The sequence below is a fragment of the uncultured Pigmentiphaga sp. genome (genome assembly GCF_937950555.1).
Lineage (GTDB): Bacteria > Pseudomonadota > Gammaproteobacteria > Burkholderiales > Burkholderiaceae_B > Pigmentiphaga.
Genome location: NZ_CALFCW010000025.1, coordinates 1 through 13,603 on the forward strand (window position 1 = coordinate 1; position 13,603 = coordinate 13,603).

The window sequence follows — 13,603 nt, forward strand, 5'->3', positions numbered from 1 at the left end:
ATCGCCCGCGCGTGACGGCGGCCAAGCGCGCCTCGAGCGTCGCGGCCCGATCCTCCTCGGGCAGCGCCAGCAAGGCGTCGGCCTGGGCGCGGGGCATGGACCAGACCATGGACACCTGGTGCCCGTCGTCGGTGTCCGGCATGGGCAACAGGGCCAACACGCCGTCGGGCGTGAACCACTGGCAGGCGCACTCCTGGTGCGGCAACGCCGACGTCAAATGTACAACCACTCCGGTCGCGCCGTAATCGAAACGCTCGACCGTCAACCCCGCGGCCGCGCGCAGGCGCGAGTCGGCGCCGTCAGCCGCCACCGCCAAGCGGGCATGCAGCGTCGTGCCCCCCGCCGTCTGCAGCGTCCAGCCGGACCGGTCGGGACCACGCTCGGCCCCGGTGAAAGCCTCTGCCACCCAACGTATCCCGGACCACTGCACCGCCTGGCGCAGCACACGCTCGATCTCGCGCGACTCCATGATCCATGCGAGGTAGTCGCTGCCAGCCTGCCAGGCAGACAAGCCCAACCTTCCGGGGTGCCTGCCCCATGCGGGCCGGTCGCCGAAGATTTCCATCGCCCGCACGCCGGCGATGCGATTGGCCGGCAGGGCATCCCAGATGCCCAATTCCGCCAACAGCTGTCGGCTCGCGGGCGAGATGGCGTAGACGCGCGGGTCGAAGCGATCGGGCTCGAGCGGGGGCAGCGGCGCGCGCGGCCCCACCAGGGCCACGGCCAGCCCCTGGCGAGCAAGCGCAAGTGCCGTGGCCAAGCCGGCGATGCCGGTGCCGACTACGACGATGTCTGCGTGGTTGGACGAAGCTGAAGTCATGGCATGAGCGACGATAGTGGCGCCAGTGTACAGCGCCGCCTCAACCGTTCGCAGCCTCCTCCCTGAGCTGGCGGTAATAATGGCCCAGGATCTGCTGCCGGGTGCTGAGGCGCTCATTGCTGGGGCAAGGAAAGCGGAGCACGATGTCGAGCCGCTTGGGATCGACCGGTTCGATGACGACCAGCGGCTCGCTATCGGGCAACGCAATCAAATACGCACCCTCGATGTGACGAAAGTGCATGTTGGCCTGCTGCAGCCACGGTTCGCACACCGCGCGCCCGGCTTTCAGCAACCGCGCTTGCGCGGCGGGGATATCGTCGCTCGGCTCCATCGGCACCCGTACGGTTTCCAGGACGAACGTGCCCATCGCGGAAATCATCCGCACGGGATTGAGCAGCAACAGCATGTTGGGGAAACGGCAGACGCGCCCAGTCACCAAGCCTGACGACGCCTGCTCCAGAAGCGTGGTGGTGAACAGGTCGATGGTCAGCACTTCGCCCTTCATGCCATTGATCTCGATGATGTCGCCGACCGAATAGGTGCGCTGCGTCGCGCGCATCAGCGACCCGAGGGCGCTCATCACGTACTCCTTGCTGGCGATCGCCACGGCCGCCGCCAGCGCGGCGACCGACAACGCGAAATGGCGGAGTTGGCCGCCCCAGATGAAGAGCAGCAGGAGCAGCGTGACGATGGCGATGGCGTTGCGCACGGTCAAGTAGCCCGTGCGCCGCTCGCCCTTGGAACCCGAGCCTTTGTCGCGGTAGTAGCGAACAGCGGCGCGGGTGGCGAGCGTCGCGCACGCCAACACCACCACGGTCAGTATGAGCTGGCCGGGCGTGTCGGATGCATGAAACCAGGCGGTGAACCGGGCCCAGGCCGAAGTAATGACGTCCATGGAAACGAGCGTATCCGCAAAGCGCAATGGCGCCATTCTACGTTGGTGTCAACCCCACGCGCAGTGTTATGGTTCAGTCTGGGCGCCCCGGCGCCCGAGGGCACGCCCCGCTGCGGCGCCCCGCCCACGCGTGCACGATGTCCGGTGCCCGCGGCCCCTGCGTCCCCGACGCACCCTCTGCCGGACCCTGGCCGCCAGCCGGCCGTGCGCTCCGCCACACCCAGATGGCAATCCATCATTCAAGCAACCGCCGCAGGCTCTCTTGCGGCCCGTCATATAAGGAGAAAACTTTGCTGCTCCACGCCAAGCGCTTCATTCCCGTCGCCCTCCTACTCTCCGCCCCAGCTTGGGCCCAGGCGCCGCTGAAGCCGGACGGTCAATGGCGTGGCTCGGTCAGCGCTGGAGCCAGCGTCGCATCGGGCAACACCGACTCGACTTCGATCAACCTCGGGGCCAACGCCGGACGCGCGACCGAGCGCGATCGGCTCAATTTCGCCCTCACCGCCCTTTACGGGACGAAGAAAGAGAACGGAGACCGCTCCGAGACCGCGAATCTGCTGCGCTTGGGTGGGAAGTACGACCGTGACGTCACCGATCGCATTTTCGGTTTCGGCTCGCTCGACATCGAGCACGACAAGCTGCAGGAACTCGATTTCCGGGGCGTGGCGGCGGTAGGCCTCGGCCACCACTTCGTCAAGACCGAGAAAACGGTGTTCGACGTGTTCTCAGGCCTGACTTACAACCATGAGCGTTTCACCTCCGAAACCCGCAACTCGACGGAGTGGCTGCTGGGCGAAGAATCCACGCATATGATCTCCGACACCACGTCGCTGCACCAGCGGTTGGCCATCTACCCCAACTTGAGCGACGGGGGCGAATACCGCATCCAGTTCGACGCCGGCCTGACGACGTCCATCACGAAGAAAATCGAACTGAAGGTAACGATCTCCAATCGCTACCTGAGCAATCCGCAACCCGGCGTGAAGAAATCCGACACCCTGCTGTTGACCAACATCGGCTACCGGTTCGGAGATTGACGCGGGCGATCCGGTCGCCCGCGGCGGCGACCGGACCAGGCTTATCCGATCTTTGCGCCGTGCCGGCGGAACAGCTCCCTCAATCGCGCGACATCGCCCTGCACCCGACGCGACAGGAACGCCAAGACGTAGCGGTCGGGCCGCACTAGCAAGGCGTCCGCGCCCGCTTCGGCCAACACCTTCTGCAGCACGCCCTCGCAATCGCGCACGAGCAGGCGCCCGGCCTCAGCAGGCGGCAGCGGCCAAGGGAAATCATCCTGCGCCGGAACGATCTCGACCCGCCGCATGCCGAACGCGGCAACCAACGACTCGACCTCCGGCGCAAGCGGTTGCCCTACCCACCCCACGTAGGCAAAGCCAGGCCCCAGTATTTCATCCAGCAATTGCCGGCGTCCCCCGGGTAGCTCCACCTTGGGCTGCGGCAACAACTGACCGGCCTTGACCGCCGCATCGGGCGCCTGGCAGGGCACGAAAAAGCCCTCGCCAAAGCGCGGCTTGGGCTTGAACTTCAATTGCAGCACGTAGTCCCGGGCCGGCGGATAAAGACTGCAGGCCTTCAGCGCCCATTGCGCGGCCATGGCGCCGAGCAAGGATTTCGGCTGCATGTAGCGCCCGATCAGCAACGCCATCTTGATCAGCGCCCATGCGTGCGGCTTGCGCTCGGCCTCATAGGTGTCGAGAAGCTCGGCGCCCAGCCTCCCATGCACGACTTCCTGCAGCTTCCACGCGAGATTGGTGACGTCACGGATCCCACTGTTCATCCCCTGCCCCGCAAACGGCGGCGTCAGGTGCGCCGCGTCCCCCGCGAGCAAGACTCGCCCCTGCCGCCAACGTTCCGCCAGCCGGGCATGGAAGGTGTAAACCACCTTGCGCGCGATGGGCAGTTCAGCGTCGAGAGGCTCCCGTTCGCGGATCCAGGCGCGGAAGCGCTGTTCATCGAGCACATACTCGGGCGTCTCGCCTTCCTTGAGCATGAACTCGTACCGCACCGTGCCGTTCGGGCCGGGCAAGCGTATCGCGGGACGGACCGGATCGCAGTAGGTGCGAGTGTGGCGGAACGGCGCAGTGCGATCCAGCATGTCGACGATCAGCCACTTCTCGGCGAAGGTATTGCCCGACATGGCGATGCCAAGCTGCTCGCGCACGCCGCTGCGGCCGCCGTCGCACGCGACCAGCCAATCGCAGCTCAGCACGACGCGCTTGCCGTCGTGCTCGACGTCGAGCACGACCTTGTCCTGCTCCTGCGTGAACTGCCGCAATTCGTGCCGAAACAACGCGTCCACGTGCGGGAAGCGCTGCAGCCCGGCACATAGCTGCCTGGCCAGCACGGGCTGCCTGAACGCATTTCGCTTGGGGTAGCCATACTCCGTCGATTGGGGCTCGATGCGCGCGAACTGCCGTCCCGACCAGGAGTAATAGTGCACGCCGTAGCCTTGCACGATGGTAGGAAGAATCTCGTCGATCAGCCCGGCGGCCTGCGCGGTACGCAGGCTTTCGTCGTCGATCGACACGGCGCGCGGTTCGTCCACCGTGGAGGCGTTGCGCTCGAGCAGCAGCGTGCGTACGCCATACACCCCGAGTAGATTCGCAAGCGTCAAGCCAGTCGGGCCGGCACCGAGGACGATGACCGGATAATGAGAAGATGCGTGCATGATTCCTATCGTTTGCTTCGAGCCCGGAGGCGTTCGTTCTCCAGGGCGGATTCGATGGACGAGGCGGCAGAAAACACTTTGGAGAGCACCGCGTTGCGGCGTCCTGCCGGCAACTTGGCGACGGGTATGACGACGCTGAGGCTCCCGAGCACGCGCGTGCCATCGAGCAAGGCGACGGCAAGCCCCGCCATCCCCGGATCCACTTCACTGTGCGTGACGCAGGCCTTGGCCTCCCTCAAGGGCTCCAGTTCGGCCAGGAAACCGGAAAAATTCGCAGGAAAGCCCGCCTCGACGATCGCGGCGCGGTCCCGCCGCCAGAGGCGCTCCAACTCCACGCGTGGCAGGTGTGCCAGAATGACTTTCGAAGTCGCGCCCCGGTATAGCGGCATGGCGCGACCGCGCTCGTAACTCACCTGGCTAACCGGCTCGGCCGGCGCCTCCTGGTGGATGCACAGGACCTTGTCGCCGTGCACCCGGCACAGCAGCACGACCCCTCCCGTATCGACGGCGAGCTTGCGCAGCAGCGATCCGGATGCCTGCAGCAGCGGGTCCGCCAAGCGAATCTGGCGATCCAGCTCCACGATCAGCGGACCGAGCGCATATCCCCTGTCGGCCACCCGTTCGAGCAGGCCCGCCTCCTCCAAGGCTTTCAAGTCGCGGTAAATGCTCGCGCGCGACACGCCGAGCTCGGCCATGAGCTCCGCCGGCTTACGCACCGGCCGGCTCAGATCGAAGGAAGCGAGGATGCGCAGCAGGCGGGCGGACATGCGCGCCTCAATCCCGCATGATCGCCTTGCCCCACACGTTCAGCGTGCGCTCCTCGTGGGGCCAGATGCCCACTGGCCGGTCTGGCGCGCACACCTCGATCTCCGCCGAGATCTCGGCCAGGTTGCCATCGGGATCACGCACCATGAAGAACACGTCATCGCCCGGGCCGTGGCGGCCGATGCCCCAGACAATGGTCTCCTTGACCGCCGCCATGTGATCGCCCCACGTCTTCATCTCGTTCCAACCCGTGGTTTCGAACGACTGGTGATCGAAGCCCGGCTTGGGGGCACGGAACAGCGCCAGCGCATGGTGGAGATGTTCGGTGCGCAAAAAACATGCACGCAGCGTGCCCTCGCCATCCTGCACACGGTCGGAGAGCGTAAAGCCCAGTTCGCCTTCATAGAACGCCAGCATGGCCGCCGGATCCGTGGTGCGCAGCGCGAAATGTTGCAGGTGCGCGGCAGGCAATTCATCGCGGGCAGGCACGCCTGCCGGCACGCCCGGGCGCAACATGAACACGACCAGGTTGCCGTCGGGATCGCGCGCCGCGAGCGCATCCTCGCACGCAACCGGCAACGCGGGCACCGGCTCCGTCGCCCGCCCCTGCGCCTTGGCGCGGAAGGCCTGCCAGCGATCCGCGTCGGCAAAGCCGAAAGCCGCGTAGGCCAATGCATTGGCCGGACCGGCGGACAACACCAGCGTGCGCCCCGGTGCCGCACACACCCAGCGCTCACCCTTGGCAACGGTCTGCAGGCCGTGCGTACGGGCATAGAAATCCGCCAGCCGCTGTGGATCCGGCGAAGTCAAATGCAGATGATGCAGCGATGCACCCAATTCCATGATGTCTTCCCGATCGACTTGTGATTGTGTGGTCGAACTATCGTCGCTGACGCGCGCAGCGTCAATGCAATTTCTCATATATTGAGACAAAACCGGGATCCGTTCGCCCGAGTGAAGCAAAGAGTTCATGTCGCTGGCCGCGCTAGCTTGGATCGCAGTGGCGACTTGCCAAAAAGCGCAAGAACTATGAGAAAATTACTTACTCAAATCAATTACATAAATACTTATCTTGGCTCCGCAATGTTAGTGCGATTTTCGGCTTCACGCCGTTTCTGGCCGATCGAACCGCAACGACACCGCCGCGGACCTGACTGACACATCTATTTAGCGTCCGAGATCGAGGCAGCGCTTATGACACGCATCGACAAAGTTCTGGTTATAGGGGGAGGGATCGGCGGACTGTCCGCAGCGATCGTCTTTGCATCCCAAGGCAAGAAAGTCGAACTGCTGGAAAAACGCCGGGACTTCAACGTCCCTGGCGTCGGCCTCGGCCAACCGGCATGCGCACTGCGGGTCTATCGGCGACTAGGCGTCTTGGAGGAGATCCTCGATACCGGGTTTTGCTATGACCACATGTCCACTTTCGACCCTAACCGGGTGCTCATTGCCGAACACCGATTTCAGATGGGGGGAAACGGACTTCCCGCATTCTGTGCTCTGCCGCGGGCAGATCTACACAGGATTCTCTGCAGAAGAGCGGAGACGCTGGGTGTCGAATTTCACATGGGTGCCGAAGTGGTTTCATTCGGAGGTGAACACGGCACCGAAATCAGCTTCAGCGACGGCACGTTCGGGGAATACGATCTCGTTGCGGCCTTTGACGGAATACGTTCGACCGCGCGTCGGTACATCGTGGGTGACCTGTTCGGTCCGCGCCCCTGCGGTATCGGTGCGTGGCGCGTCCAGGTCGACCGCCCGAGATACGTTACCGGCATGGAGTTCCTGCAAGGCATACGCGGCAAGGCAGGCGCTATTCCGATAGGCCGGGACAAGATGTATCTATTCAACATTCGGCCGGAAAACCCGTCCGAGCATTTTCCCGCGGACGCCATGCACTTACTGTTAAAGGAACGGCTAGAGCAATTCGGCTCCTACGTCATGGACATCGCCAAAAGCCTGACGCCGAAAAGCCCGATAGTATACGGCGCGTTGGAGCCTTTCATCGTCCCGTATCCCTGGCATCGAGGAAGGGTGGTCATGGGAGGCGACGCGGCTCACGTCGTTCCGCCGCACTTGACCGCCGGCGCGGCCATGGCTGTTGAAGATGCCTATGTGCTCGCCCAATTCGTAGCATCCGACTCCGGTAGTATTCACGACCGGCTCCGCGCCTATGCCGAGACCCGCTTTGCGCGCAACGCGTTCGTATATACCTTTGCCTGCGAATGGATGAACATCGAGCAGTCCGTCCGCTCTGAAGCAGATCTGGCTGCCGCCAGGATCGAATATTCGAAAAACCTGGATGGCCGCATCAGCACGGCCGATCGCATACTCGATTCGTTCACTTGCTGATGCGTGCGTTGGGTACACGCCACATCCAGCGTACGGCTGCCCATGAAAACGCGTCCCCTGCGCCAGCAACAAACGACACGCGTATCCCTCGATGAACCGAAAAAAAACCCTCGGACGGTAGGCCGAAGGTCTCTCCTTGGGAACTACGGGGAGCCACTGCCGGCTCCCCGTAATCCGCCGTCACTCAGACGCTGACCGAGTCGGCAACCGCCTTGAAATCTTCGATCTGGTCGAAGTTCATGTAGCGATAGATCGACTTCTCGTGGTCGGCCAGGACACCGGCTTCTGCCATGTACTCTTCCTTGGTCGGGATACGGCCCAGGCGCGAGCAAATGGCGGCCAGTTCCGCCGAGCCCAGGTACACGTTGGTGTTCTTGCCCAGACGGTTGGGGAAGTTCCGCGTGCTGGTCGACATGACGGTCGCGCCTTCGCGCACCTGTGCCTGGTTACCCATGCACAGCGAGCAGCCCGGCATTTCCATGCGGGCCCCGGCCGTGCCGAGCACGCCGTAGTGGCCTTCTTCGGTCAGTTGCTTCTGGTCCATCTTGGTGGGAGGCGCGACCCACAGCTTGACCGGGATGTCGCGCTTGCCTTCCAGCAGCTTGGAGGCTGCGCGGAAGTGCCCGATGTTGGTCATGCAGCTGCCGATGAACACTTCGTCGATCTTGGCGCCGGCGACTTCCGACAGCGGCTTGACGTCGTCCGGATCGTTCGGGCAGGCGACCAACGGTTCGGTCACATCGGCCAGGTCGATCTCGATCACGGCGGCGTATTCCGCATCCGCATCCGGCTCCAGCAGCTTCGGATCGGCCAGCCAGGCTTCCATCGCCTTGATGCGGCGGGCGATGGACCGGGCGTCCTGGTAGCCGTTGGCGATCATCCACTTCAGCAGCGTGATGTTGCTGTTGATGTATTCGATGATCGGCTCCTTGTTCAGGCGCACCGTGCAGCCGGCGGCCGAACGTTCGGCCGAAGCGTCGGACAGTTCGAATGCCTGTTCCACCTTCAGGTCGGGCAGGCCTTCGATCTCGAGGATGCGGCCCGAGAAGATGTTCTTCTTGCCCTTCTTCTCCACCGTCAGCAAGCCTTGCTTGATGGCGTAGTACGGAATGGCGTTGACCAGGTCACGCAGGGTGACGCCGGGCTGCAGCTTGCCCTTGAAGCGGACGAGCACCGATTCCGGCATGTCGAGCGGCATGACGCCGGTGGCAGCGGCGAAGGCGACCAGGCCCGAACCGGCCGGGAAGCTGATGCCGATGGGGAAGCGGGTGTGCGAGTCGCCGCCGGTGCCCACGGTATCGGGCAGCAGCATGCGGTTCAGCCAGGAGTGGATCACGCCGTCGCCGGGACGCAGCGAGATGCCTCCCCGGGTGCTGATGAAGGCGGGCAGCGTATGGTGGGTCTTGACGTCCACGGGCTTGGGATAGGCGGCGGTGTGGCAGAACGACTGCATCACCAGGTCAGCCGAGAAGCCCAGGCAGGCCAGGTCCTTGAGCTCGTCGCGCGTCATGGGGCCGGTGGTGTCCTGGCTGCCCACCGAGGTCATGCGCGGCTCGCAATAGGTACCCGGGCGGATGCCCTTGCCTTCCGGCAGGCCGCAAGCACGGCCGACGATCTTCTGGGCCAGCGTATAGCCCTTGCCGGTGTCGGCCGGGTTCTTGGGCAGGCGGAACAGCGTGGAAGGCGGCAGGCCCAGCGCTTCGCGCGCCTTGGCGGTCAGGCCGCGGCCGATGATCAGGGGAATGCGGCCGCCGGCGCGCACTTCGTCGAGCAAGACTTCGGACTTGAGCTCGAACTCGGCGATGACTTCGCCGTTCTTGAGGGCCTTGCCCTCATAGGGGCGCAGCTCGATGACGTCGCCCATCTCCATCTTGGAGACGTCCAATTCGATCGGCAGTGCGCCCGCGTCTTCCATCGTGTTGTAGAAGATCGGGGCGATCTTCCCGCCCAGGCAGACGCCGCCGAAACGCTTGTTCGGGACGAAGGGAATGTCTTCCCCCGTCCACCACAGCACGGAGTTCGTGGCCGACTTACGCGAGGAACCGGTACCCACCACGTCGCCCACATAAGCGACCAGGTGGCCTTTTTCCTTCAGGGCCATCAGCTGCTTGATCGGGCCAACCTTGCCCGGCTCATCCGGCTCGATGCCCGGGCGCGGGTTCTTGAGCATGGCCAGGGCGTGCAGCGGGATGTCGGGGCGGCTCCACGCGTCAGGGGCGGGAGAGAGGTCGTCGGTATTGGTCTCGCCGGGCACCTTGAACACGGTGATCGTCAGGCTTTCCGGGACTTCCGGACGGCTGGTGAACCACTCGGCCTCGGCCCAGCTTTGCAGCACGGCCTTGGCGTTGGCATTGCCCTGGTCGGCCTTTTCCTTGACGTCGTGGAAGGCGTCGAACATCAACAGGGTTTTCTTCAGGCCGTCGGCAGCGATGCCCCCAACCTGGGGATCGTCCAGCAGTTCGATCAGCGCGCTGATGTTGTAGCCCCCCAGCATGGTGCCGAGCAGTTCCGTGGCCTTGGCGCGATCGATGAGCGGACAGACTTCCTTGCCCAGGGCGACGGCAGCCAGGTACGAAGCCTTGACCTTGGCGGCATCGTCCACGCCCGCCGGGACGCGGTTGGTCAACAGATCGAGGAGCGCCTGCTCTTCACCCTTGGGCGGGTTCTTGAGCAGCTCGATCAGGTCAGCGGTTTGTTGGGCCGAAAGCGGCAGCGGAGGAATGCCAAGCGCGGCACGCTCGGCGACGTGTTGACGGTAGGATTCAAGCATTGAAGGTGTCCCGGTTTGGAGGGATTAAGGGCGATACGGCGGGGATTGTAGGACCAGCGGGAAACCGGCGCAACTGTCTTATATCTTATATAAGACATACGGCACCCACCCTCCCCGGCCACGGCCGTTTGTTGCTACGATGCCTGCGTATCACTGAAAACAAGCTCGTCGTGCCGGGCCGACGCGGCGCAACGACCGCACCGTTTCGCCCTTAGGCTCATGGAACTCCGCCAACTCCGCTACTTCGTCCGGGTCGTCGAATTGGGCAGCATAGGACGGGCCGCCCGCGAACTGGGACTGGTGCCGTCCGCCCTCAGCCAGCAGATCAGCCGCCTGGAAGGGGAGCTCGCGACGCGGCTCCTGCAGCGCACCGCCACCGGCGTCATACCCACCGATGCAGGACTGGCATTCTGGCGCCAAGCACAGATGGCACTGCGACACGCCGACCAGGCCGCGGTCGCGGCGCGTGAAGCGCGGCTCTCCGGAGCGGTGAGCGTAGGCTTCGCCCCGTCTACGGCTTCGCTCCTGGCGCGCCCTTTCGTTGCCGCCATGCAGGAACGCTACCCCGACGTGCGGCTGCACCTGGTAGAAAGCCTCTCCGGCCATCTTGCCAGCATGCTCAATGCCCGGTTGCTGGACCTGGCCGTCCTCTTCCAGACAGAGAGCGGGCGTCATTGGAGCGTCATGCCGCTGCTCGACGAAAAGCTGTTCGTCGTGGCCCGCCCCGGCGTCGTGCCTGACCGCCAGCCCGCGCAGCCCATGACCGTGGCCGAAGCCGCTCGCCTTCCGCTGGCCATGCCCAGCAAGAACCACGGCCTGCGCATCCTCGTGGATGCCGCCTTCGACCGGGCCGGGGTCGAACCGGCCATCACGCTGGAAATCGACGGCCTGACCACGCTGATGGACATTGTCCTTGCCCAAGAGATCGCGACGATCCAACCCGGCGTGGCGGCGGGCCGCCTGCACGACGAACTCTGCCTCTATCCGCTCGACGACCCCTACCTGCATCGCCGCAACGTCGTCACCAGCGTCTCGGACGACGAACTCTCGCCCGCCGCCCTCGCCGCCCGGGTCGTCCTCACCGACCTCATGCGCTCACTGGCGCGAGACGGACAGTGGCCCGGGGCCAGGCTTTGCGAACCCTAGGCCTGCGACTTCGCGAAGGCCGTGGCGCACCCACGCGAACTAAGCGCTCGCATTCGCTGTTGATCGCGCACCACAAGGCCTCGCAGCCGTTCGCTTGGCAAAGCTGGGCCGATGGCCCAAACATGATGGAGATGCGGATGAGCCGTGGATAGAATCGGCGCACGATATTCCCATCCGTGAGGACAATGGTGATGCGCGCGCGCTCCTCGAATCCAGATTGCCCTCCTCCTGGGCACCCCTTCGAAAGCTTTGACGCCCGCCCTGCGCTACGATCGCCGCGGCGGCGGCAGGTGATGCAGCTGGCCGGGGCAGGCGCGCTGCTTCACATCCTGTCCGGCTGCGGAGGCAGCGGCGACCCACTCCCCACTGCCGACAATCTGGCCGAAGCCATCCAATGGGGCCGCGGCGCCATCGGGCAAGTCCTGCAAAGCGGGGAGGCCAGCGCGGTCTCGGTCGCATTGCTGACGAGCGAGGGCGTCATCTGGCAAGAGGCCTTCGGGATTGCAGACCCCGAAGGGCAGAAGCCCGCCACCGTGGATACCCGCTTCAACATCGGCTCGGTCAGCAAGGTGGTAGGCGCGCTCGCCGCGATGATGCTTTGCGATCGGGGCATGTTGGAACTGGATGCGCCCATCGTGCGGTACCTGCCCGACTACCGCATGCTTTCGCCGGAATTCGATCGGATCACGGTGCGCCACCTCATCAGCCACACCTCGGGGCTGCCGGGCACCAACTGGCGCAACATTTTCGCGTTCGGTCCGATCGAAGGTTACGCACGCGACACGCTGGAAGGCCTGGCCCACTTCCATCTCAAGCACCTGCCCGGAGAGCTGGCGGTCTATTGCAACGACGGCTTCACCATGGTGGAAAACCTGGTCGCCGAAGTCTCCGGGCTGCCCTTTGCGGAGTTCGTGCAACGCGAGATTCTCGAGCCCCTGGGCATGCGCAACTCGGCCTATCCGGTCCAGCCCTTCCCCGAAGGCAGCTACGTACATGCGGTCTATAAAGGCGAGCGCATGCCCCAGGAATTCGTGTCGGCCTACGCCACCGGCGGGCTCGCCTCCACGCCCGGCGACATGATGCGCCTCGCGGCAATGTTCCTGAACCTAGGTGTCCACCAAGGCAGGCGCCTGGTCTCTCGCGAGGCCATCCTGGAGATGGGCACGGACCAAACCAAGAACCTGCGCATCAATCCGTGCCCCGAATGGCGCTGGGGCCTCGGCTGGGACGCGACGCATCATCCCGGCCTCGAGGCCGTAGGCGTCAAGGCTTGGCAGAAGAACGGCGGCACCTTCCTGTTTTCGAGCGAATTCTTCGTGCTGCCCGATCACCATATGGCACTGATGATCGCCGGCTCGGGCCCCGCCTACGGGGCGCTGCGCATCGCGGAAGGCGTGCTGCTGCGCGCCTTGGCGGCGGTGCGCGCCATTCCTTCGGTGCCACCCGCGCTTGTCGGCATACCGCCGGCCGTATCAGAATCCGTAGATGCCGGAAGCGTCGCCGGCATCTACGCCAACCACGAGGCACCGATCAAAGTACAGGCCACGGAAGCCGGCGCCATCGACATCCTGCAGTGGGGGAACGGTGCCTGGCAGCCTCTCGCCCAAGGGCTGACCCTGCGCACGGACGGCTGGTGGTGGAACGATGCCGTGCCGCAAAGCAGCTATCGATGGCAAACCGTCGACGATAAGCTGTACCTCATCCAACGCACGACGGCTGGATACGGACACTACCGCTCGTCCATGCCCATCGGCCAACGCCTGCCTCCCCGCGAGGCGCCGCTGCCCGACGCCTGGCAGGCCCGCCTGGGCACGCGCTGGCAGCTGGTCAACGAATCGCCCGACTCCCTGGCGCGCGTCTTCGAAAACGACGTCGTCATCCTGGGCGAGCTGCCGGACCTCCCTGGATACCTGCTCTGGAACAACACGCAGCTCCTGCTACCCGACAGCGACGACCGGGCCAGGATGACGATACAGGTTCCGGTGAATCACGGCCGCGACCTGGTCGAGATCGAAATGGAAACGGCAGACGGTGCGCCGCAACTGCGCGTGGGGTCGTCGCTATTTCGGCAGCTGGCTGAGGCCTGACCACCGCCAAGCCCGCGGTGACACCACTGAGCCGCGGGCGGCCTTCGGGAATGCGGCCGTGCCGACCTAGCGCGGCACT

The 13,603-nt window shown here is 64.7% G+C and carries 10 protein-coding genes; 4 read left to right on the forward strand and 6 right to left on the reverse strand.

Features of this window, described 5'->3' with window-relative positions:
- Window positions 1–820 (reverse strand): FAD-dependent oxidoreductase (locus tag Q0319_RS06230; RefSeq protein ID WP_299451457.1); only part of this gene is annotated, 820 nt, incomplete at its 3' end.
- Window positions 821–860: 40 nt separating this feature from the next.
- Window positions 861–1,715, reverse strand: a complete 855-nt coding sequence (locus tag Q0319_RS06235; protein WP_296470471.1) for a mechanosensitive ion channel family protein — start codon at window positions 1,713–1,715, stop codon at window positions 861–863.
- Window positions 1,716–2,005: 290 nt separating this feature from the next.
- Between Q0319_RS06235 and Q0319_RS06240 the strand changes: the two genes are divergently transcribed.
- Complete coding sequence (locus Q0319_RS06240) at window positions 2,006–2,752, forward strand: DUF481 domain-containing protein (RefSeq protein ID WP_296467487.1); 747 nt, start codon at window positions 2,006–2,008, stop codon at window positions 2,750–2,752.
- 41 nt (window positions 2,753–2,793) lie between these two features.
- Here the strand turns inward: Q0319_RS06240 and Q0319_RS06245 are convergent, their stop codons facing one another.
- The 3 genes from Q0319_RS06245 to Q0319_RS06255 are packed head-to-tail and all read right to left on the reverse strand — an operon-like array spanning window position 2,794 to window position 6,012.
- Window positions 2,794–4,404 carry a bifunctional 3-(3-hydroxy-phenyl)propionate/3-hydroxycinnamic acid hydroxylase gene (locus Q0319_RS06245; RefSeq protein ID WP_299451458.1) on the reverse strand — a complete coding sequence of 537 codons (1,611 nt, stop codon included), beginning with the start codon at window positions 4,402–4,404 and terminating at the stop codon, window positions 2,794–2,796.
- 5 nt (window positions 4,405–4,409) lie between these two features.
- Window positions 4,410–5,171, reverse strand: coding sequence for an IclR family transcriptional regulator C-terminal domain-containing protein (locus Q0319_RS06250; protein WP_296467481.1), 762 nt, complete (start codon window positions 5,169–5,171; stop codon window positions 4,410–4,412).
- 7 nt (window positions 5,172–5,178) lie between these two features.
- Window positions 5,179–6,012, reverse strand: coding sequence for a VOC family protein (locus tag Q0319_RS06255; protein ID WP_296467476.1), 834 nt, complete (start codon window positions 6,010–6,012; stop codon window positions 5,179–5,181).
- Window positions 6,013–6,363: 351 nt separating this feature from the next.
- Between Q0319_RS06255 and Q0319_RS06260 the strand changes: the two genes are divergently transcribed.
- Entirely contained in the window at window positions 6,364–7,521 is a 1,158-nt protein-coding gene (locus Q0319_RS06260) for an FAD-dependent monooxygenase (RefSeq protein WP_299451459.1), read from the forward strand.
- Window positions 7,522–7,705: 184 nt separating this feature from the next.
- Here the strand turns inward: Q0319_RS06260 and acnB are convergent, their stop codons facing one another.
- Window positions 7,706–10,291, reverse strand: a complete 2,586-nt coding sequence (gene acnB / locus Q0319_RS06265; RefSeq protein WP_296467473.1) for a bifunctional aconitate hydratase 2/2-methylisocitrate dehydratase — start codon at window positions 10,289–10,291, stop codon at window positions 7,706–7,708.
- Window positions 10,292–10,510: 219 nt separating this feature from the next.
- Between acnB and Q0319_RS06270 the strand changes: the two genes are divergently transcribed.
- The gene (locus tag Q0319_RS06270; protein ID WP_296467469.1) at window positions 10,511–11,437 is read left to right on the forward strand and encodes a LysR family transcriptional regulator; all 927 of its coding nucleotides are present in this window, start codon (window positions 10,511–10,513) and stop codon (window positions 11,435–11,437) included.
- A gap of 293 nt (window positions 11,438–11,730) precedes the next feature.
- Window positions 11,731–13,524 (forward strand): serine hydrolase domain-containing protein, encoded by a 1,794-nt coding sequence (locus tag Q0319_RS06275; protein WP_299451484.1) that lies wholly within the window; start codon window positions 11,731–11,733, stop codon window positions 13,522–13,524.
- Window positions 13,525–13,603 lie beyond the last annotated feature (79 nt).

What these genes read in the sequence shown, in the direction of transcription:
- Q0319_RS06235 (WP_296470471.1), bottom strand. Translation starts at nt 1,715, where the DNA reads ATGGACGTCATTACTTCGGCCTGGGCCCGGTTCACCGCCTGGTTTCAT.
- acnB (WP_296467473.1), bottom strand. Translation starts at nt 10,291, where the DNA reads ATGCTTGAATCCTACCGTCAACACGTCGCCGAGCGTGCCGCGCTTGGC.
- Q0319_RS06255 (WP_296467476.1), bottom strand. Translation starts at nt 6,012, where the DNA reads ATGGAATTGGGTGCATCGCTGCATCATCTGCATTTGACTTCGCCGGAT.
- Q0319_RS06270 (WP_296467469.1), top strand. Translation starts at nt 10,511, where the DNA reads ATGGAACTCCGCCAACTCCGCTACTTCGTCCGGGTCGTCGAATTGGGC.
- Q0319_RS06245 (WP_299451458.1), bottom strand. Translation starts at nt 4,404, where the DNA reads ATGCACGCATCTTCTCATTATCCGGTCATCGTCCTCGGTGCCGGCCCG.
- Q0319_RS06260 (WP_299451459.1), top strand. Translation starts at nt 6,364, where the DNA reads ATGACACGCATCGACAAAGTTCTGGTTATAGGGGGAGGGATCGGCGGA.
- Q0319_RS06250 (WP_296467481.1), bottom strand. Translation starts at nt 5,171, where the DNA reads ATGTCCGCCCGCCTGCTGCGCATCCTCGCTTCCTTCGATCTGAGCCGG.
- Q0319_RS06275 (WP_299451484.1), top strand. Translation starts at nt 11,731, where the DNA reads ATGCAGCTGGCCGGGGCAGGCGCGCTGCTTCACATCCTGTCCGGCTGC.